Below are 19,006 nucleotides of genomic sequence, written 5' to 3'. Positions count from 1 at the left end.
TATCCCGACCTGCCCGACGGCGACGGCATCAAGGTCACCCGGGTGGACATCGACGAGGCGACGGGCGGCGCCTGGGTGAGCGTGGCCGCCGGCCGGTAGACACCGTCTACTCCGCGCAACACACCCCGCAGTCGTGGTCTTTCCACCGCGTCCGTCTCGCCGCAGCTCTATAGCGCCGTGATGGATGTCGGCGTGATGAATGTCGGCCTGACGGGGGTCGGCGCGGTAGGGGTCGGCGAGCGGAAGTCCACGTCGGCGCAGTTGTAGAACGCCTCAGGGCTGTCCGACCGCGTCCAGATCGAGTAGATGATGTGGCGACCGGACTTGTTCGGCAGCGTGACGTCCCAGTAGTACTCGTCACCCTGCGGGCCACCCGGGCGCAGCGGCGGGTTCGTCACCTCGTTGAAGGGCGCCGGCTCCAGGTCGTCCCAGGCAAGCGGCTGGGACGGGTCCCAGCCGTCCTTGGTGATGTACTGCGACCACGTCCCGGGGTGCTTGGCCCAGGCGTTGTACGAGACGGTGATGGTCCGGCCGGGCTCGAGCGTCGTCGTCGGCCACTGGGTGCCCGGCTCGCGGAACGCGGAGAACCGGTCCTGCGGACCGCACAGATGCCCGTCCGGGACGACCTCCCGGTGGTTCCCGCCCGCGTTGCTGAGCAGGTTGCCGAACCAGTTGTAGAACGGGTAGTTCCCGTTCACGGCCAGCGCGTTCTCGCACATGGCGTTCTGCGGGTCCAGGTCGCCGCCCGGGTTACCACTGAGCGCGTCCACGTAGCACGCGTAGGTGCGGGTGGCAGGGTACGTGAGGCCGCCGTGCGCGTGGGCGGCCGGCGGGTTGGGCTGCACGACGACGATCGCCGCCGCAGCGAGCAGGACCAGCACGGCGGCCAGCGCCGTCGCCCGGACCCGGCCGAGGGTGTTGTAGAGGGTCACGTCCAGCTCCTTCGTCGGTGCTCCGAGTGATCAGGTGGCTTCGATCCTCGGAGCCCGACGAAGGCCGGACAATGCTCCGTATCGTTTAAGCGATACGCCTCAGGGCCGCACGTTGTGGTTCGACGCGAACAGGTTGCCCGGGTCGTACGCCCGCTTCACCTCGCGCAGCCGCTCCAGCGTCGCCTCGGGGTAGGCGTTGCGCACGTCCTCCTCCGTGGCGGTCCCCATGAAGTTGACGTAGCCCCGCCCGCTGACGCCGAGTGCCTCCGCGGTGGACGCCACCCACTCGCTCGCCGCCGAGAACTCCTCGACGGTCGGCGCGCCCCTGTAGACGGTGACCATGAAGGCCGGGTCCCGGTGCGCAAAGGCCGTCGCCGCCGGGTCGACCCGCCCGATCGCGCCGCCCATCGCGCGGATGTTCAGTGCGGCGGGACCGCCCGCGGTCGACACCGCATCGATGGCGGCCGCGGCCCAGGCCTCGTCCGGCGACCACGCACCCGCACCGAGGAACCCCGTCCGGGCGTCGCCCACCGCACCGGACGGCGGACCGCCGGCGCCCTCGAACATCGCCGCGTACGGCATCTCCTGGACGCCGTCGAGCACCGGCCCGAGGGCGCGCAGCGGGGCGAGCACCTCCTCCGCCTCGGTGGCAATGCCCGAGTGGACCAGCAGCGCCATGAGGACGGGCTTGCCGTGCAGCTCGGCCGGAACCATGGGGGCGGGCGGGGCGATCATCACGTTCACCATGCCCGCGAACTCGTCCGGCCCCTCGGCGAACGCCCGCAGCACGGTGGTGAGCGCGGCCCGCGTCGGCTCCCACATCATCATCCCGCCCGTGATCGTGCCGATCTCGCGCAGGCGCAGGTCCAGGCGGGTCACGACACCGAAGTTGCCGCCGCCGCCGCGCAGCGCCCAGTAGAGGTCGGGGTTCTCGTCGGCGTTCGCCTGCAGCACGCGGCCGTCCGCGAGCACGACCTCGGCGCCGAGCAGGTTGTCGACGGTGAGGCCGTCGTGCCGGCTGAGGAAGCCGATGCCGCCGCCGAGCGTGATGCCGCCGACGCCGACGGTCCCCGTGTCGCCGAATCCGGTGGCCAGCCCGTGGGCGCCGGCCGCCGCGGTGTACGCACCGGCGAGCACGCCGCCCTGGGCGTGCCCGACAAGCGCCTCCGTGTCGATCTCCACGCCGTCCATGAGGCGCAGGTCGAGCACGAGGCCGCCGTCGACCAGAGCGTGCCGTGCCTGGTGGTGGCCACCGCCGCGCACCGCGAGCGGCAGGCCGGTCTCGCGCGCCACCGCGAGCACCGCAACCACCTCGTCGGTGGTCCGGACGCGCGCGATCGCGGCCGGGGTGCGGGCGGGGCCGCCCACGAACACGGTCGCGGCCTCGGCGAACTCCGCCGACGCCGGGGTGAGCAGGCGGTCGCCGAGCGCGTCCGCGAGGGGTGCCAGCGCGCCGGCGAGCGCGCCGGCAGTGAGCTGTGTGGTGCCGGGTTCTTGCGTGGCCATCGTCGTGCCTCCGAGTGGGGTGCTGGGGTACTTCCCGTCAACGTTAGACATCTAAGCATTAGCCGTCAATGCATTTCCGGCTCGGCCGAACTACCCTTCGATCATGCGACCAAGCGGGCTGCCCGACGGCGAACCAGGCGGCACGGACAACGGGAGCGGGCAGAGCCGGCCCGGACTGCTCCCCGTCGTGCCCACCATGTGGCAGTCCGTGCAGCGGGTGATGCGGGCGTTCGACGCGCTGCTGTCCGAGCACGGCGGGAGCTGGCAGGTCTGGCACATCCTGCTCGCCCTGCACCAGGGCACACCGGCCACCCAGCGCGAGCTCGCCCACGCGGTCGGCATCCGGGAGGCCACGCTGACGCACCACCTGCGCGGCATGGAGGACCGCGGGCTGGTGGTCCGCACCCGCGAGGAGTCGAACCGCCGGGTGCAGCGCATCGAGGTCACCGACGCGGGCGAGGCCCTCTACCAGGAGCTCAAGTCGGCCGCGATCGTGTTCGACAGGACCCTGCGGCGCGCGATCGGCGCGGACGAGGCCGACGTCAGCGCGTTCCTGGACACGATCGGCCGCGTCGCCGAGTCGGTGCCCGACCGCGGGAGCGGGCCGGTCCCGGAGGGCTGGCCGGGCAACCGCCCGAAGTAGGCGCCGGGGCCGGGTGCCGGGTGCCGGGAATAGGTGCTGCCTCAGGCAACTTTATATGTGTCGTGCAGCACACCCGGGAGCCCCAGACATGACCGCACCATCCGCCAACGCCGCCGACACGCGACTCGGGCTGCGCGGCGACCGCGGCCCTGTCCTCGGCGCGCTCATGCTCTCGACGGCGCTCGTCGCGCTGGACGTCACGATCCTCGCGACCGCCTCGACGACCGTCGCACGCGAGCTCGGCGCGTTCGAGCAGGTCCCGTGGCTGTTCTCGGCGTACACGCTCGCGCAGGCAGTGACCGTCCCCCTGTACGGGCGGCTGGCCGACGTGTTCGGACGCAAGCGCGTGATGATGGTCGGCATCGGCCTGTTCCTGCTCGGCTCGGTGCTGTGCGCCGTCGCCTGGAGCATGCCCGCGCTCATCTGGTTCCGCGTGCTGCAGGGCCTGGGTGCCGGCGCGATCATGCCGATGTCGATGACCATCGCGAGCGACATCTACAGCCTCGCCGAGCGCGCCAAGATCCAGGGCTACCTCGCGAGCGTGTGGGCCGCGTCGTCGGTGCTCGGCCCGACGCTCGGCGGCGTGTTCAGCCAGTTCGTGAGCTGGCGCTGGATCTTCTGGGTCAACGTGCCGATCGCGGCAGTGGCGGCCGTCGTCCTGTGGCGCCGGTTCCAGGAGAAGGCGCGCGAGGGTGAGCGCGAGCCGATCGACTACCTCGGCGCCGCCCTGCTGACCGGCGGGAGCACGGCCCTGGTGCTGGGTCTCCTCGAGGGCGGCCACGCATGGGGCTGGGCATCGCTGGAGTCGGTGGGGATCTTCGCCGCCTCCGTGCTGCTGCTCGGGGCGTTCGCCGTGTCCGCCCGCCGGAGCGCGCACCCGATCTTCGACCTCGGGCTGCTGCGGCGCCGGGTGGTCGGCGCGTCGACGGCGGCCGGGCTGGGCGTCGGCGTCATCACGCTCGGGCTGTCCACGTACGTGCCGATCTACGCGCAGGGTGTGCTCGGCGTCGGGCCGCTCGTTGCGGGGTTCGCGCTGGCCGCGCTCCTGGTGGGCTGGCCGCTGGCGGCCACCCTGTCGGGGCGGATCTACCTGGCCATCGGGTTCCGCTGGACCGCCGTCATCGGCGCCGTGATCGTCCTGCTCGGCGCCCTGCTCACGCTGACCCTCGGCCCCGGGTCCCAGGTGTGGCACATCTCCGCGGCCGTCTTCGTGATCGGGCTCGGCATGGGCCTGGTGGCCGTGCCGACGCTGCTGGCGGCGCAGCACAGCGTGGGCTGGAGCGAGCGCGGCGCGGTGACGGCGACCAACATGTTCTCCCGGTCGATCGGGCAGGCGGTGGGTGTCGCCGCGCTCGGCGCGGTGGTGAACGCCGTGACCACCGTCGGGGCGGACGGGACGCCCGACGGACCGGGTCTGGCCGCCGCCGTGCACCTGGTGTTCTGGTGCGTGGTGGGCACCGCCGCGCTGATGATCGGGACCGTGCTGCTGCTCCCCCGCGACAACCCGAGGGACGCGCGGCCGACGCCGTGAGACGCGGCGCTTGACTTCATGTCGACATGAAGTCGGATCCTGGGCGGAGCCACCCGATACCCAGGAGATGGAGTCCCGCGATGTCCGCACCTCACCCTTCGACCAGCCTCTTCGACGCCGTAGTGATCGGCGGCGGCCCCGCGGGGCTGCAGGCCGCGCTCACGCTCGGCCGCATGCACCGCCGCACGCTGCTGCTCGACTCCGGCGAGTACCGCAACGCGCCCGCCGAGCACATGCACAACTTCGTGACGCACGACGGCACACCGCCCGCCGAGTTCCGGGCCGCGGCCCGCGCCGAGCTCGCCGCCTACGCGACGGTGACGGTCCGGGAGACGGCGGCATCCGCCGTCGTGCCGGACGGCGCCGGCTTCCGGGTCGAGCTCGCCGCCGACGCCGACGGTGCGGCGCCCTTCACCGCCCGCGCCGTCGTGCTCGCGACCGGGATGCGCGACACGCTTCCGGCGATCCAGGGCCTGGAGCCGCTGTTCGGCACCGTGGCCGCCGTCTGCCCGTACTGCCACGGGCACGAGCTGAGCGGCAAGCCCGTCGCGGTGCTCGGCAGCGGTCCGCACGTGGCCCGCGTCGTGTTCCTGCTGGAGCGCATCGCGAGCCGCCTGACCGTCCTGACCGACGGCGCCGACCTCGAGCCGGGCATCCGCGCGCAGCTCGACGGCGCGGGCGTCGCCGTCCGCCCCGAGCCCGTCAAGGAGCTGAGCCGCAGCGCCGCCGGTGCCACCGTGTCGTTCGCCGAGGGTCCCTCCGATGAGGTCGGCGGCATCTTCGTGGCCGCCGAGTTCGCCCAGCGCGCCCCGTTCGCGGAGCAGCTCGGGCTGGACCTGCTGCCGTCGGGCGCCGTCGAGATCGACGCGATGGGCCGCACGAGCGTGCCCGGCGTGTTCGCCGCCGGCGACATGGCGCACGTCGCGGCCCTGCCGATGCCCATGGCGTCGGTGCTCACGGCAGCATCGTCGGGCCTGGTGGCCGCAGCCTCCCTGGACGGCGAGCTGCTGGCGCGCGACCACCCCGCCTGACCCGCGTCGAGGGGTCAGGCGTTCGTGGCCTCGCGGAGGGTGCGGCGCTCGGCCTCGATCGCCAGGAGCTCGGCGAACGCGGCCTGGTAGGTCTCCGCGTCCGAGGGGTCCAGGCGCTGCAGGCGGCTGCGCGCGTCGGCGACCCGCCGCATCAGCCCCATGTCGAGCACGCGGTTCACCACACCCCCGACGAACGCGGGGACGGCCGCCTCCCGGTCCTCCGGGAGGGATGCCACGGACAGCTGCGTGACGATCCCCGCAACCGTCTCCGAGGCCTGTTCCAGCACGGCGCCCACCCACTGCGCCGCGGACACGTCCCGCCCGGCCGCCGCTCCCCCGGCCGCGCGGATCGCCGTGTGCACGGCCCGCCAGGCGGGCACGGAGAACGCGTCCTCGCCGAGCGCGTCGAAGGACGCGGGCACGTGCTGCGGGTACTGCAGGACGGCGACGAGGGCGAGCCGCTCGTCGCGGGCCACGGGGTCGCGCGGGTCGGGGGCGGGCAGCTGCTGCACGCCGCCCGTCGCCGGACGCTCGTCCGCGCCGGCCGGTCCGCCGGGCTGTGCCCCACCGGCCCGCGCCCTGTCGCTTCCCGTCGTGCCGGAGGGCCTGCGGTCGCCGTCCTGCCCGCCGGGTGCGCGGCGCAGCGACGGGGTGGAGGCGACGCGGGCGACCTCGCGCCGCATCTCGTCGATCTCGGTACCGATCCAGCCCGCGACCTCGCGCGTGTAGCCGTCCTGCTGGCTGCGGTCGCGGATCCCCGCGATCTCCGGCGCGGCCGCTCGCACCGCGGAGACGCGGCCCTCCACCGTGTTCAGGTCGAACTGCTTGATCTTGGCCTGGATCACGAAGGCGAACAGGGGCTTGCGGCCGTCGACCAGCGCCCGTACCGCCTCGGGGCCGTTGGCCATGCGCAGGTCGCACGGGTCCATGCCACCGTCGGCGACGGCGACGTACGTCTGCGCGAAGAACCGCTGGTCCTCGCCGTAGGCACGCTCGGCGGCCTTCTGGCCCGCCGCGTCGCCGTCGAACGTGAAGATGATCTCGCCGCCCACGGTGCCGCCGGACGCGAGCTGCATGCCGCCGCCCGCCGTCGTGTCGCCGAGCAGGCGCCGCACGACCTTGGCATGGTCGGCCCCGAACGCGGTGCCGCACGTGGCCACCGCCGTCGTCACGCCCGACAGGTGCGCGGCCATGACGTCCGTGTACCCCTCGACCACCACGACGCGCTTGCCCTTGGCGATCTCCCGCTTGGCGAGGTCGATCCCGTACAGCACGTGCGACTTCTTGTAGAGGCTGGTCTCGGGCGTGTTCAGGTACTTGGGCCCCTGGTCGTCCTCGAACAGGCGGCGCGCGCCGAAGCCGATCACCGCGCCCGTCACGTCCCTGATGGGCCACATGACCCGGCCGCGGAAGCGGTCGTAGATGCCGCGCTGGCCCTGCGACATCAGCCCGCTCGCGACCAGCTCCGCCTGGGTGAAGCCGCGGCCCTGGAGGTGCCGCTGCAGCGCGTCCCATCCCTTGGGCGCGAACCCGACGCCGAACAGCTCGGCGTCGGACCGGTCGAAGCTGCGCTCGGCGAGGAAGGCGCGCGCCGCGGCGGCGTCCGGCCCCATGAGCTGCTCGGCGTAGAACTCGGCGGCGACCTTGTTGGCCTCCAGCAGGCGCTGCCGCTTGCCGGGCTCCTCGCGCGGACGGGCGGAGCCGCCCTCCTCGTAGCGCAGCTGCACGCCGGTCTTGCCCGCGAGGTACTCGACGGCCTCGGTGAAGCTCAGCCCGTCCATCTTCATGACGAACTCGATGACGTCGCCGCCCTCGCCGCACCCGAAGCAGTGGTACCGCCCGACGCTGGGCCGCACGTTGAAGCTGGGGCTGCGCTCGTCGTGGAAGGGGCACAGACCCACCAGCGCGCCCACCCCGGCGGGCTTGAGGGTCACGTGCGCCGAGACGATCTCGTCGATCCGCGCGCGTTCGCGGACCTGGTCCACATCCTCGCGTCTGATCAGCCCGGCCACGCTCCGAAGTCTATGCTCGCGGGCCGGGTCCGGAGGCCGCCGTCCACACCCTCTGCCCACTCCCTGTCGCGGACTGCCTAACGAGCCAGGGCTGCCGCGCAGCTGCGGGCGTACTCGCCCGGGGCCACGCCGACCGCCCGTACGAAGTCCCCCGTGAAGTGCGCCTGGTCGTAGTAGCCGACGGCGGCCGCGAGCCCCGCCAGGTCCAGCGCCGGATCCCGGCCCAGCATCTCGGCCGCGAGGTGCACCCGGTGCCGCTGCAGCACCCACTTGGGGCTCACGCCGACCCAGTCGGCGAACAGTCGCTGCAGTGAGCGCGGGGTGGTGCCGAGCCCTGCCGCGAGCGTGGCGACGGTCGTCCCTGGCACCGCGTCGGCGATCACCGCGAACGCCTCGCGGAGTGCTGCCAGCGCGGCGGTGGACCGCGGCGTCCGGGTGCGCTCGGCGGCGGCCCGGAGCAGCGGGGTGACGGTCCGGACCGCGTCGTCGGGGCGGCCGTCCCTGGCCTGGCCGATGGCCTCGGCGCCGGCCCGGTCCGCCGTCGGGCCGAGAAGGTCCGCAGGCCCGACGGCGCCCCGCTCACCCGGGTGCGTGAGCCCGAGCAGCGCGCGGTAGCCGCCCGGGCGCAGCTTGGTGCCGACCACGCCGCCCGATCCGGACAGCGTGCGCCGGTCGACGGCGGCCGAGGGCATCGCATAGGCGAGGAATCCGGTGTCCTCCGCGACGACGTGGCCCACCGGGTGGGGAACGACGGCCTGCGTGAAGGTGGCGCCGGGCGGCAGGTCCCAGGTGATCACCCAGTGCCAGTCGACGAGGCCCGCGAGGTCCGGCGCGGGATCGACGCGCGCGAGCGTGAACCGGTCGCGGGCGCGCGCAGGGTTCACGATGCCGAGCGTCGGCCCGGCCTCGAGCGCCTGCGTGACGGCGGGGCCGTCGTCGAACAGCTGTCGCATTCTTCCAAGACTGGCACAGCCGTGCGGCGGAAGCATCGGTCACATGAAGAACTCAGCCCTGCACCCCAACATCTCCGTCGATGACGCCCGCGCTGCCATCGCCTTCTACGAGGCCGCGCTCGGCGCCGAGACCCTCGACGTGATCACGGCGGGCGACGCCGTGATCCACTCCGACCTGGTCCTGCGGTCCGCCGCGGGCGAGTCGACGTTCACCGTCGCCGCCGCGTTCCCGCCGGACTCCGTGGCCCCCGAGCTCGGCGCGCCCACGCACGCGAGCTTCACCATCCCGGTGGAGGACACCGACGCCGCGTACGCGCGGGCGATCGCGGCGGGCGCGAGCAGCCTCACCGAGCCGGCCGACTGGTTCGAGGGGTTCCGTCAGGCGGCGGTCCGCTGCCCGTTCGGCCACCGCTGGTACTTCGTCACGGTCGCCGACTCGGTGACCCCGGAAGACGTCCAGAAGGCGAGCGACGCCTGGGTAGCGGCCGGCGACTGACCGCCCGGCCGAGCGGGCGTGTTCGGTTTGCCGGGGTAGCGAGGTTCGGTACGCTTTGCCCCGACCCGAGGAGGTAAGTCAGGATCATGGGAATCCGGTATCGCAAGCGGCTGGCGCTCGGCCCGCTCAAGTTCAACATCACCCAGAGGGGCTTGTCGTCCATGAGCTTCAAGATCGGTCCGTGGACCTGGAACTCGAAGACGAAGAAGCACTCCTTGAACCTCCCCGGTGGCCTGAGCTGGTACAGCAACAACAAGTAGCCGGCAGGTAGTACCGCCGCGGCGGAGGCAGGGCCGAGCGCCCGCCTCCGCGGCAGCCGGCACACCAGCCGGCACAGGCGCTCGCACAGCCGCCGCCAGGCCCGGATTCCGGGGATGTCGGCCAGCGTGACTAGAGTGCAAGCGTGGAGCAAGCCCTCGGGAAGAGCATCCCGCCGTCGTACAGCGCGCAGGACGTCGAGCGCTGGGTGACCGAACCGCCCAAGTCACAGGCCCGGACCCCGTTCGAACGTGACCGCGGGCGAGTGGTCCACTCCTCCGCGCTGCGCCGCCTGGGCGCGAAGACCCAGGTGCTCGGCGCGGGGCACGACGACTTCGTGCGCACCCGGCTGACCCACTCCCTCGAGGTCGCGCAGGTGGGCCGCGGGATGGGCCGCTCCCTGGGCTGCGACCCCGACGTCGTCGACACCGCGTGCCTCACCCACGACCTCGGGCACCCGCCGTTCGGGCACAACGGCGAGACGGCGCTCGCCGAGATCGCGCAGCCGGTCGGCGGCTTCGAGGGCAACGCACAGACCCTGCGCCTCCTGACCCGGCTCGAGCCCAAGGTCCTGGCCGACGACGGCTCCCCCGCCGGCCTCAACCTGACCCGCGCGAGCCTCGACGCGAGCGTCAAGTACCCCTGGGCGTACGGGGCAGGCCCGGCCCGGCCCGACGGCACGGCGAGCCGGAAGTTCGGCGTCTACACCGACGACCTGCCGGTCTTCGAATGGCTCCGCAAGGACGCGCCGCACGGCGTGAAGTGCCTCGAGGCCCAGGTCATGGACCTCGCCGACGACATCAGCTACTCGGTGCACGACGTCGAGGACGGCGTGGTCGCCGGCCGCATCGACCTGGACCTCATGGCGCACGCCGAGGAGCGGGCGCGCGTGGCCGGGTACGTGCGCGACTGGTACGGCGAGTGGTACACGGAGGACGCCATCGACGCGGCGATCGGGCGGCTGCAGGACTACCTGCGCGGCGAGGGCCACCTCGTGCGCGCCTACGACGGGTCGCGCCGCTCTCTGGCCTCCCTCAAGGACATGACCAGCCAGCTCATCGGCCGGTTCATCGGCGCGGCGATCACCGCCACGCGGGCCGTGTACGGCGAGGGACCGCTCACGCGGTACGCCGCCCGGCTCGTCGTGCCCGCCGAGACCGAGCACGAGATCCTCGCGCTCAAGGGCATCGCGGTCACCTATGTCATGGCACCGCGCGGCCAGGAGCCCCGATACCTGCGGGAACGGGAGATCCTGGCCGACCTGGTGGGCGTGCTCGCCGACCGCGCCCCCGACGAGCTGGAGCCGCCGTTCGCCGCGGACTGGCGGGCGGCGTCCGACGACGCCGCCCGCCTGCGCGTGGTGGTCGACCAGGTCTCGTGCCTCACGGACCTGTCGGCCATCGCGCTGCACCGCCGCCTGGTGACACCGGCCTCCTGAGACGAACGGCTACCAGCGCACGCCCAGGCCGTCGACGAACGTCCTGAACCGACCAGCGACGACCTGGTGGTCGGCGGCGGAGAAGTGGTAGTGGCAGCCTTGGAAGTCCAGGCCGTTGCTGTCGAGGAACCAGTACCGGACCCGGCTGTCGCCCGCGCCGTTCCGCTCCTGGACCACCCGCTGCACGTCGTTCGCGAACGAGCCCGAGCCGACCGCCACGATGGTCGTGTCGCTGCCGTAGCGCGCCCGCAGCTTCTGCACGAACTGGCCGTACGCGGTGCGGTAGGCGGCGGCGAGCTGATCGTGCGTGGTCCACTGCTCGCCGGGGTTGAGGGCGGTCGAGAAGTCGTTGGTGCCGAGGTAGACCACGACGAGCCGTGGCCGCCAGGTGCCGGGGTTCCAGACGTCACCCTGCACGTGCAGCAGTGCCCGGTCGTAGTAGGCGCGGTAGTGGTTGCCGGGGTCGCCGCCGCCGTAGTTGCGCACCATCCCCTTGCCGGAGAACGCGTTGACCTGGTAGTCGGCACCCAGCCCGCGCGCTGTCAGCGCGCCGTAGCCGCGGTCGGTGTTGGTGGTGCGGTTCACCTGGTCGCCGGAGCAGTCCCTGCTGCCCGACGTGTTGCCGTAGCCGGCGGTCAGCGAGTCGCCGATGAACTCGATCTGCCGGCCGCGGGCCGCCGGCTTGCTGAGGATCGCGCCGCCCGAGGCGGCGACGAACCCGCCGAACTCGCTGCCCGCCCACTGGCTCTCGTTGCGCTTCACGAGCCGCACCGTGTGCTCGGCGTCGCGCAGTCCGTTCACCCACCGCGTGGTCCGACCCGGCTTCACGAGCGTGGCGACCGTGGCGCCGTCGATCTGGACGTCGTAGTCGGCGGCAGAGTCGTTGAGCACGATCCCCACCCCGGTCCCCCGGAACCGGCCCTCGAAGTAGACGCCGGGCCAGCTGTACAGGAGGCTGTCGCCGCTGACCTTCACGCGGCCGGCGGTGTGCGCCTGGGTAGCCGCGCTGTCCGACGCCGAGACGGCCGGGTCGGTCGTGGCGGCCTGGGCCGCGCCGGTGGCCGGGACGGCGGTGATGGCAACGGCGACGGCGAACAGGCCGGTGACGAGTGCCCGCCGGCCCTGTGCGAGACGACCCCCGCCACGTCGGTTCGCGGTAGCGGTAGTGGTTCCCCCTGCTGGCAACGCTCTCATCCTGGCTCCTGACCGTCGGCGGGCGTCGTTGACCCGCGAGCCGCGATCCTGCTGGGTGGCAGGGCACCGGGTCAAGGACCGAGTGGGCACTTAACTGTTTCACCCGCTCCGACCGCCGCCTCAGCGGCGCCTCAGCCCTTGACCGACCCCGCCGTCAGGCCACCCACTATGTACTTCTGCAGGAACAGGAACAGCGCGAGCACCGGCACCGCCGAGACGACGGCGCCCGCCGTGAACAGGCCCCAGTTGGCGTCCTGCAGCGACGACACCCACCCGTAGAGGCCGACGGCGAGCGTCCAGTTGTCCTCCGACTGCAGCAGCACGCGCGCGATGATGAACTCGCCGAACGTGCTGATGAAGCTGAGCAGCCCCACCACGGCGAGGATCGGCGCGGTCAGGCGCAGCACGATGGTCCAGTAGATCTGCGCGTGCGAGGCGCCGTCGATCTTCGCTGCCTCGTCGATCTCGCGCGGCACGGTGTTGAAGAACCCGTACATGAGGAACGTGTTCACGCCGAGCGCACCGCCGAGGTACACGCAGATCAGCGACAGCTTGGAGTCCAGGCCGAGCACCGGCACGACGTTGCCCAGCGAGATGAGCAGCAGGAAGATCGCCACGAACGCGAGCATCTGCGGGAACATCTGGATCACCAGCAGGGCGGTGAGCCCCACCCTGCGTCCGCTGAACCGGAACCGCGAGAAGGCGTAGGCCGCCGCGGCCCCCATGAGCACCGTTCCGACGCCGGTGGCGACCGCCACCACGAGGGTGTTGCCCATCCAGGTCCAGAACTTGGTGCCGCCCAGCGCCACGTAGTTGGCGCCCGACACCGACGCGAACAGGTCGTTCGAGCCGGTGAGCGTGCCGCCGTCGGCCAGGGAGGCCGAGACGACGTAGACGAGCGGGAAGCCCGCGTAGACGACGGCGAGGACGCCGACCAGGTGGCGCCAGCCGAGGTCGGAGAACCAGCGGGCCGGGGTGGTGCGGCGAGCCAGGGCGATCCGCCGGGGCGGGGCCGCCGGACGGGCCGGGGGAATCGTCGTGCTCATCAGGCGATCTCCTCGAGCGAGCGGGTGCGCCGGAACGCGAGGGCGGAGATGGTGGCGACCACCACGAAGATGACGATCGACAGGGCGCTGGCCAGGCCGTAGTCCTTGGCGGCCGTGCCGTCGAGCCCGGACACCGAGTAGACCATCGAGATCAGGATGTCGGTGTGCCCGAGCGGCACCGAGGCGTCGTCGAACCGTGGCCCGCCCCCGGTGAGCATGTAGATCAGCGTGAAGTTGTTGAAGTTGAACGCGAAGCTCGAGATGAGCAGCGGCGCCGTCGCCACCAGCAGCAGCGGCAGGGTGATGGACCGCCACGTGCGCCACCGGCCCGCACCGTCGATCTTGGCGGCCTCCAGCACGTCGCCCGGCAGCGACTGCAGCGCGCCCGTGCAGATGAGGAACATGTAGGGGAAGCCGAGCCACAGGTTCACGCCGAGCACCGCGAGCTTCGCGAGCACCGGATCGGTGAGCCACGGGATCGACGCCCCGCCGAGCAGCACCTCGTTGACGAACCCGTACGACCGGTTCAGCAGGCCCGACCACAGCAGGGCCGCGAGGAACCCCGGGATCGCGTACGGGAGGATCACGAGCGTGCGGTAGATCCGCCGGCCGCGCAGGCGCGCGTCGTTGAACGCGATCGCCAGGAACAGGCCGAGCAGGAACGTGGACGCCACCGAGATCACCGCGAACGCGAACGTCCACAGCAGGATCTTGCCGAACGGCCCCGCATAGCGGTCGTCGCCGAACGCGGTGACGAAGTTGTCCAACCCCACGAGCACGCGCCAGCCCACCGGCAGGGTGGTCCCGTCGGCGGCCTCGAACTGGCCGTCGTCGTTGGGTGTGTACGTCAACCCGGTCGTGGTGTCCGTCATCGTGTCCGACGCCGGGTCGTACGTGAGCGTGGACGTGAAGACGTAGCCGGTGCGGGCGTCCTGCGTGCGGACCGAGCCGTCGTTCGGGTCGTCGGAGACGGGCACCCGCAGGTCGGTGACCTCCTGCTGCCGCTCCAGGACCGCCGCGTACTCCAGCACCTCGTACCCGGGCAGCGCCGTCACCTGGCCGTCCGACACGGTGGCGCCGTCCACCACCGCGAGCGGCTCGTCGGCCGTGCCCGCCTCGACCACCCCCTCGGGCGAGACGATCGCGAAGCCGAGCGTGTCGCCTTCCGCCACCACGGTGAGCGGGGAGGACGGCGAGCCCTCGACGCGGCGCTCGTTCTGCACCAGGAGGGCCTCGATCGCCTGCTCCTTGGTGGAGTTGTGCCCGTCGCCGTAGTTGGTGAACGCGACGTAGCCCGTATAGGCCACCACGTAGACCTGGTAGACGAGCAGGAAGGCCAGGCCCGGCAGGATGTACTTCAGGGGTAGCGCACGCTTGGAGAAGTAGGCCCAGTTCGCCGCGAGCAGCAGCGCCACCATCGCGGCGAGCAGGCCCCACGAGTCGGCGCTCCACGCCGCCAGCACCGCGTAGACGCCCAGGGCGTCGACCAGCGCGATCAGGGCGAGCTTGACGAGAAACCCGGGGCTCCAGCCGGTCCGGCCGGAGCCCCGGATCGCAGGGGACGACATCAGCCGATCTCGCCCTGGATGTCGGCGACCATCTTGTCCCAGCCCTCGGCCGGGTCGGACTTGCCGGAGATGATCGCGGCCTCGGTGACGCCCCAGTACGCCCACACGGCGCCCATCTCGGGGAGCGACGGCATCGGGACGGCGTCGGCACCCACCTCGCGGAAGCCCGCGGTGATCGGGTCCTCGGACGCGGTGTCAGCGGCCTCGATCAGGGCCGGCGGGCGGTCGCCCGCCTCGTAGAGCGCGAGCTGCGCCTCGGGCGTGGCCATGTGGTTGACCAGGAAGTCGTTGGCGAGCAGCGCGTTCTCGCTCTGCGCGCTCACGTAGAAGCCGGCCACGCCCACGAACGGCTGGGCGGGCTCGCCGCCGGCGCTCGGGATGGGGTCGATCGCCAGGTCGAGGTCGCCGAACGACTCCAGCATCCACGGGCCGCCCACGATGAACGGCGACTCGCCCTTGGCGAAGGCCGCCAGCGCGATGTCGTAGGTGATGTCGGTGCTCAGGTTGCCGGCGTCGCCCTGCTCCGCGAGCCACTCCGCGAACGCGGTGCCGCCCTCGCCGCCGAGCGCGAGCTCGGGCTTGTACGAGCCGTCCTCGTTCTGCTCGAAGACCGGGGCGCCGAACGACGTCTGCAGCGGGTAGAAGGTGTAGGGGTCGCCCTTGGTGGAGGTCTGGATCAACAGCGGGTACTTGGTACCGGCGTCCTTGCCTGCCGCGATCGCGTCGTCCCAGCTGGCGGGCGCCTCAGGGGCGAGCTCCGTGTTGCGGATGAGTGCGATGTTCTCCACGGCGTAGGGCAGGCCGTAGACCTGGCCGTCCTGCGTGAAGGCCGAGACGGAGACCGGCTCGAACGCGTCGGCGGTGTCGCCGAGCTCGATCGGGGCCACCACGCCGTTGGTCGTGAGCTCACCCAGCCAGTCGTGCGCGCCGACGGTGATGTCCGGCCCCTTGCCCGTGGGCACCTGGGCCAGGAAGTCGGGGCGGATGTCCTCGAAGTTCTTCAGGACCACCTCCACCTCGGCGCCCGTGGACTCCTCGAAGCCGGCCGCGGCGTCCTCGACGGCGGCCTGGCGGGTCTCGTCGACCCAGACGGTCAGGGTGGACCCCGTCCCGTCGGGCGCAGCCGAGGTCTCCTCGCCCGCTGGGTCCTCCGCGCCGCCCGAGCAGGCGGCCAGCGCCAGCGTCGCGGTCAGCGCAGCGGCGGTCAGGATGCTCCGTCGCATCGTCACTCCTGGTGGTTCGCGGCCCGACGTCGGGCCTGGTTTGGATGTCACGAACCGTAAGGCCGGACTGGACGATCTTGCAAGGCGTTGCGATAAAGTTTCAGCAACGCTTGCAACGGCTGGTGGGCCGCGCGACGGAAACGTGGCGCCGACACCCGCGTACGCCCGGGGACGAGGAGGTCCGATGTCACTTAGGCTGCCAGGCGTGCGCACCCGACTGACCGACCTCGCCGAGCAAGCAGGGGTCTCCACCGCGACCGTGTCGCGCGTGCTCAACGGCAAGCCCGGCGTGGCCGGCGAGACGCGTCAGGCGGTGCTCGCCGCCCTCGACGTGCTCGGCTACGAGCGCCCGTCAGCGCTCCGCGCGCGGCCCGCCGGCCTCATCGGCCTCGTCGTCCCTGAGCTGTCCAACCCGGTGTTCCCCGCGTTCGCGCAGGCCATCGAGTCACAGCTCGCGTCGCGCGGCTACACGCCGCTGCTGTGCACGCAGTCGCCGGGCGGCACCACCGAGGACGAGTACGTCGAGACGCTGATCGACCACGCCGTGGACGGCATCGTCTTCGTGTCCGGCAAGCACGCCGACACCCGGGCCTCGACCGAGCGCTACCAGCGGCTGCGCGGGCGCGGCCTGCCGATAGTGCTGATCAACGGGTACGCCGCGGGCATCGACGCCCCGTTCGTCTCCCCCGACGACGCCGCCAGCGTCGAGCTCTCCGTCCGCCATCTGGTCGCGCTGGGCCACCGCAGCATCGGCATGGCGATCGGCCCCGACCGGTTCGTGCCGGCCAAGCGCAAGATCGAGGCGTTCGCCGCACAGCTCGTCCGGCACGGCCTCGCGGCCACCGAGCACGAGGCGCGCGAGCACGTGGCGCTGACCCTCTACACGCTGGAGGGCGGGCAGGCGGCGGCCGGGGACCTGATCGACTCCGGGCACACCGCCGTCGTCTGCGGATCCGACCTGATGGCGCTCGGCGCGATCCGCGCCGCCCACTCGCGCGGCCTGTCCGTGCCCGACGACGTCAGCGTCGTGGGGTACGACGACTCGCCGCTCGTCGCGTTCACCGACCCGCCGCTGACGACGGTGCGCCAGCCGGTCGCCGACATGGCGCACGCCGCCGTCAGCGCCCTGCTCACCGAGATCCACGGGGAACGCGCCCCCCGCTCGGAGCTCCTTTTCACGCCGGAGCTGGTGGTCCGCGGCTCGACGGGCGCTGCCCCGCGTCCCTGAAGTTCGCTGTGGGCGTGGTCGGACGGGGTTGAATCTCCCGTACGCTTTCTGCAAGCGTTACATCCGACATACCCCCGAATTCGAGGACGCGACACGTGACCCGCACCCCCCTGCTGACCATCGACGACCTCACCGCCGGGACCCTCGTCCACCCGCCTGCCGCAAGCGGCGAGTGGTGGCGCGACGCGGTGATCTACCAGGTGTACCCGCGCTCGTTCGCGGACGGCGACGGCGACGGGATCGGCGACCTGCCGGGCGTCACCGCCAAGCTGGACCACCTGAAGCAGCTGGGGGTCGACGCCGTCTGGCTGAGCCCCTTCTACCGCTCCCCCCAGAAGGACGCGGGCTACGACGTCGCCGACTACCGCGACATCGACCCGCTCTTCGGCACGCTCGCGGACTTCGACGAGATGCTCGCCGGTGCCCACGAGCGCGACCTCAAGATCATCGTGGACCTGGTGCCCAACCACTCCTCCGACCAGCACGTCTGGTTCCAGGAGGCGCTGGCCGCTGCGCCCGGCTCGGCGGCGCGCGAGCGCTACATGTTCCGCGACGGCCGCGGCCCGGCCGGGGACGAGCCGCCGAACAACTGGCAGTCGATCTTCGGCGGCCCGGCCTGGACCCGCCTGGCCCCGCGGTCCGATGACGGCCCCCTGGGCCCGCAGTGGTACCTGCACCTGTTCGACACCTCGCAGCCGGACCTGAACTGGGAGAACCCGGAGGTCCGCGCCGAGCTCGAGGACGTGCTGCGGTTCTGGCTCGACCGGGGCGTTGACGGGTTCCGCGTCGACGTCGCGCACGGCATGGTCAAGGCGCCCGGCCTGCCGGACTGGGACGGCCGGGCCGCCATGGTCGAGGGCACGGTCGACGGGCCCGCGGCGAGTGCCGCCGAGCCGGACGACGGCTCCACCGGGGCCGGCAACCAGGGCCCGATGTTCGACCAGGACGGCGTGCACGAGATCTACCGCTCCTGGCACAGCGTCCTCGCCGAGTACCCGGGTGACCGCTGCCTCGTGGCCGAGGCCTGGGTGGAGCCGCTGAGCCGCCTGGCCCGTTACGTGCGGCCCGACGAGATGCACCAGGCGTTCAACTTCTCGTTCCTCACCGCCCCGTGGGACGCGGCGAAGATGCGTACGGTCGTCGACGTGTCGCTCGGCACCATGGACGCCGTCGGCGCCCCGACCACGTGGGTCCTGTCCAACCACGACGTCGTCCGGCACGCCTCACGCTTCGGCCTGGCCGAGATCGGCGGCCGCCAGCTCAACGGCATCGCCGCGACCGACCCGCAGCCCGACGCGGAGCTGGGCCTGCGCCGGGCCCGCGCCGCGACGCTGCTGATGCTCGGCCTGCCCGGTTCCGCGTACCTGTACCAGGGCGAGGAGCTGGGCCTGCCGGACCACACCGCGCTGCCCGCCGAGGTGCGCCAGGACCCGTCCTTCTTCCGGACCGAGGGCGCCGAGCCGGGCCGTGACGGCTGCCGCGTGCCCCTGCCGTGGGTCAGCGGCACGCCGGGCAACGGGTTCGGCCCCACCGGCAAGACCTGGCTGCCGCAGCCCGACGTCTACGCCGACCTCGCCGCCGACAAGCAGTACGGCGTCGCGGGCTCCACCTACGAGATGTACCGGACGGCGCTCGAGCTGCGCCGGGCCGAGAAGATCGGCACGGCAGGGCTCGCGTGGGTCGACGCGCTGGCCGCGTCCCCAGACGTCGTCGCCTTCCAGGTGTCCGGCGTCGTGGTGGTCAGCAACCTGGGCGAGGCCGCGCTCACGCTGCCTGCCGAGGCGGAGGTGCTGGTGGCGTCGGGCGACCTCACGACGTCGGACGGCGCGCGGGCCGTGCCGTCGGACACGACGGTCTGGCTGCGCGCCTGAGCGGAGCTCGCCGTCCGCTGGTCGAGCTTGTCGGGACCTGGGTCCCGACAAGCTCGACCACCGAGCGGATCAGCCG

General features: G+C 72.4%; 16 protein-coding genes. 8 read left to right on the top strand and 8 right to left on the bottom strand.

The window, feature by feature from the left end; genetic code table 11:
* Positions 1 to 167: 167 nt before the first annotated feature.
* The gene (locus AB0I32_RS25250) at positions 168 to 932 is read right to left on the bottom strand and encodes a lytic polysaccharide monooxygenase (RefSeq protein WP_357511103.1); all 765 of its coding nucleotides are present in this window, start codon (positions 930 to 932) and stop codon (positions 168 to 170) included.
* 99 nt (positions 933 to 1,031) lie between these two features.
* Positions 1,032 to 2,438: an FAD-binding oxidoreductase gene (locus AB0I32_RS25245; RefSeq protein ID WP_357511101.1), complete on the bottom strand. Its 1,407-nt coding sequence runs from the start codon at positions 2,436 to 2,438 to the stop codon at positions 1,032 to 1,034.
* A 103-nt stretch (positions 2,439 to 2,541) separates the two neighbouring features.
* On the opposite strand from AB0I32_RS25245, the gene AB0I32_RS25240 reads away from it, so the two are divergent.
* The 3 genes from AB0I32_RS25240 to AB0I32_RS25230 all read left to right on the top strand — a co-directional run bounded on the left by AB0I32_RS25240 (position 2,542) and on the right by AB0I32_RS25230 (position 5,643).
* Entirely contained in the window at positions 2,542 to 3,081 is a 540-nt protein-coding gene (locus tag AB0I32_RS25240; protein ID WP_357511099.1) for a MarR family winged helix-turn-helix transcriptional regulator, read from the top strand.
* Positions 3,082 to 3,169: 88 nt separating this feature from the next.
* Positions 3,170 to 4,612 carry an MDR family MFS transporter gene (locus AB0I32_RS25235; RefSeq protein WP_357511097.1) on the top strand — a complete coding sequence of 481 codons (1,443 nt, stop codon included), beginning with the start codon at positions 3,170 to 3,172 and terminating at the stop codon, positions 4,610 to 4,612.
* 80 nt (positions 4,613 to 4,692) lie between these two features.
* Positions 4,693 to 5,643 (top strand): NAD(P)/FAD-dependent oxidoreductase, encoded by a 951-nt coding sequence (locus AB0I32_RS25230; RefSeq protein ID WP_357511095.1) that lies wholly within the window; start codon positions 4,693 to 4,695, stop codon positions 5,641 to 5,643.
* A 14-nt stretch (positions 5,644 to 5,657) separates the two neighbouring features.
* Here the strand turns inward: AB0I32_RS25230 and dnaG are convergent, their stop codons facing one another.
* Both dnaG and AB0I32_RS25220 read right to left on the bottom strand, forming a co-directional pair.
* A complete protein-coding gene (dnaG, locus tag AB0I32_RS25225; protein WP_357511093.1) occupies positions 5,658 to 7,655 on the bottom strand; it encodes a DNA primase in 1,998 nt (665 codons plus the stop codon).
* 77 nt (positions 7,656 to 7,732) lie between these two features.
* Positions 7,733 to 8,608, bottom strand: a complete 876-nt coding sequence (locus AB0I32_RS25220; protein ID WP_357511091.1) for a helix-turn-helix domain-containing protein — start codon at positions 8,606 to 8,608, stop codon at positions 7,733 to 7,735.
* 43 nt (positions 8,609 to 8,651) lie between these two features.
* Between AB0I32_RS25220 and AB0I32_RS25215 the strand changes: the two genes are divergently transcribed.
* The 3 genes from AB0I32_RS25215 (at position 8,652) to AB0I32_RS25205 (ending at position 10,800) form a co-directional block, all read left to right on the top strand.
* Positions 8,652 to 9,104, top strand: a complete 453-nt coding sequence (locus AB0I32_RS25215) for a VOC family protein (protein ID WP_357511089.1) — start codon at positions 8,652 to 8,654, stop codon at positions 9,102 to 9,104.
* A gap of 86 nt (positions 9,105 to 9,190) precedes the next feature.
* Entirely contained in the window at positions 9,191 to 9,364 is a 174-nt protein-coding gene (locus AB0I32_RS25210) for a DUF4236 domain-containing protein (RefSeq protein ID WP_116676262.1), read from the top strand.
* A 143-nt stretch (positions 9,365 to 9,507) separates the two neighbouring features.
* The gene (locus AB0I32_RS25205) at positions 9,508 to 10,800 is read left to right on the top strand and encodes a deoxyguanosinetriphosphate triphosphohydrolase (protein ID WP_357511087.1); all 1,293 of its coding nucleotides are present in this window, start codon (positions 9,508 to 9,510) and stop codon (positions 10,798 to 10,800) included.
* A 9-nt stretch (positions 10,801 to 10,809) separates the two neighbouring features.
* On the opposite strand, the gene AB0I32_RS25200 is transcribed toward AB0I32_RS25205, so the two are convergent.
* From AB0I32_RS25200 to AB0I32_RS25185, 4 genes are all read right to left on the bottom strand, one after another.
* Complete coding sequence (locus AB0I32_RS25200) at positions 10,810 to 11,994, bottom strand: SGNH/GDSL hydrolase family protein (protein ID WP_357511085.1); 1,185 nt, start codon at positions 11,992 to 11,994, stop codon at positions 10,810 to 10,812.
* Between the two features lie 131 nt (positions 11,995 to 12,125).
* Complete coding sequence (locus AB0I32_RS25195; protein ID WP_357511083.1) at positions 12,126 to 13,040, bottom strand: sugar ABC transporter permease; 915 nt, start codon at positions 13,038 to 13,040, stop codon at positions 12,126 to 12,128.
* A complete protein-coding gene (locus tag AB0I32_RS25190) occupies positions 13,040 to 14,608 on the bottom strand; it encodes an ABC transporter permease subunit (RefSeq protein WP_357511081.1) in 1,569 nt (522 codons plus the stop codon). Before AB0I32_RS25190 ends, AB0I32_RS25195 begins: the two co-directional genes overlap by 1 nt.
* Entirely contained in the window at positions 14,608 to 15,831 is a 1,224-nt protein-coding gene (locus AB0I32_RS25185; RefSeq protein WP_357511079.1) for a maltose ABC transporter substrate-binding protein, read from the bottom strand. Before AB0I32_RS25185 ends, AB0I32_RS25190 begins: the two co-directional genes overlap by 1 nt.
* 184 nt (positions 15,832 to 16,015) lie before the next feature.
* On the opposite strand from AB0I32_RS25185, the gene AB0I32_RS25180 reads away from it, so the two are divergent.
* Both AB0I32_RS25180 and AB0I32_RS25175 read left to right on the top strand, forming a co-directional pair.
* Positions 16,016 to 17,059 (top strand): LacI family DNA-binding transcriptional regulator, encoded by a 1,044-nt coding sequence (locus AB0I32_RS25180; protein WP_357511077.1) that lies wholly within the window; start codon positions 16,016 to 16,018, stop codon positions 17,057 to 17,059.
* Positions 17,060 to 17,172: 113 nt separating this feature from the next.
* Positions 17,173 to 18,930 carry a glycoside hydrolase family 13 protein gene (locus tag AB0I32_RS25175; protein ID WP_357511107.1) on the top strand — a complete coding sequence of 586 codons (1,758 nt, stop codon included), beginning with the start codon at positions 17,173 to 17,175 and terminating at the stop codon, positions 18,928 to 18,930.
* The last annotated feature ends 76 nt before the right edge of the window (positions 18,931 to 19,006 follow it).

Source organism: Promicromonospora sp. NPDC050249, from assembly GCF_040656015.1.
GTDB lineage: Bacteria > Actinomycetota > Actinomycetes > Actinomycetales > Cellulomonadaceae > Promicromonospora.
Note: the sequence above shows the minus strand (reverse complement) of the source record. Positions and strands in the feature narration are given on the sequence as shown.

Coding starts and splice junctions, on each gene's coding strand:
- AB0I32_RS25240 (WP_357511099.1), top strand. CDS start 2,542: ATGCGACCAAGCGGGCTGCCCGACGGCGAACCAGGCGGCACGGACAAC.
- AB0I32_RS25210 (WP_116676262.1), top strand. CDS start 9,191: ATGGGAATCCGGTATCGCAAGCGGCTGGCGCTCGGCCCGCTCAAGTTC.
- AB0I32_RS25200 (WP_357511085.1), bottom strand. CDS start 11,994: ATGAGAGCGTTGCCAGCAGGGGGAACCACTACCGCTACCGCGAACCGA.
- AB0I32_RS25185 (WP_357511079.1), bottom strand. CDS start 15,831: ATGCGACGGAGCATCCTGACCGCCGCTGCGCTGACCGCGACGCTGGCG.
- AB0I32_RS25195 (WP_357511083.1), bottom strand. CDS start 13,040: ATGAGCACGACGATTCCCCCGGCCCGTCCGGCGGCCCCGCCCCGGCGG.
- AB0I32_RS25235 (WP_357511097.1), top strand. CDS start 3,170: ATGACCGCACCATCCGCCAACGCCGCCGACACGCGACTCGGGCTGCGC.
- AB0I32_RS25220 (WP_357511091.1), bottom strand. CDS start 8,608: ATGCGACAGCTGTTCGACGACGGCCCCGCCGTCACGCAGGCGCTCGAG.
- AB0I32_RS25190 (WP_357511081.1), bottom strand. CDS start 14,608: ATGTCGTCCCCTGCGATCCGGGGCTCCGGCCGGACCGGCTGGAGCCCC.
- AB0I32_RS25230 (WP_357511095.1), top strand. CDS start 4,693: ATGTCCGCACCTCACCCTTCGACCAGCCTCTTCGACGCCGTAGTGATC.
- AB0I32_RS25180 (WP_357511077.1), top strand. CDS start 16,016: ATGTCACTTAGGCTGCCAGGCGTGCGCACCCGACTGACCGACCTCGCC.
- AB0I32_RS25215 (WP_357511089.1), top strand. CDS start 8,652: ATGAAGAACTCAGCCCTGCACCCCAACATCTCCGTCGATGACGCCCGC.
- AB0I32_RS25245 (WP_357511101.1), bottom strand. CDS start 2,438: ATGGCCACGCAAGAACCCGGCACCACACAGCTCACTGCCGGCGCGCTC.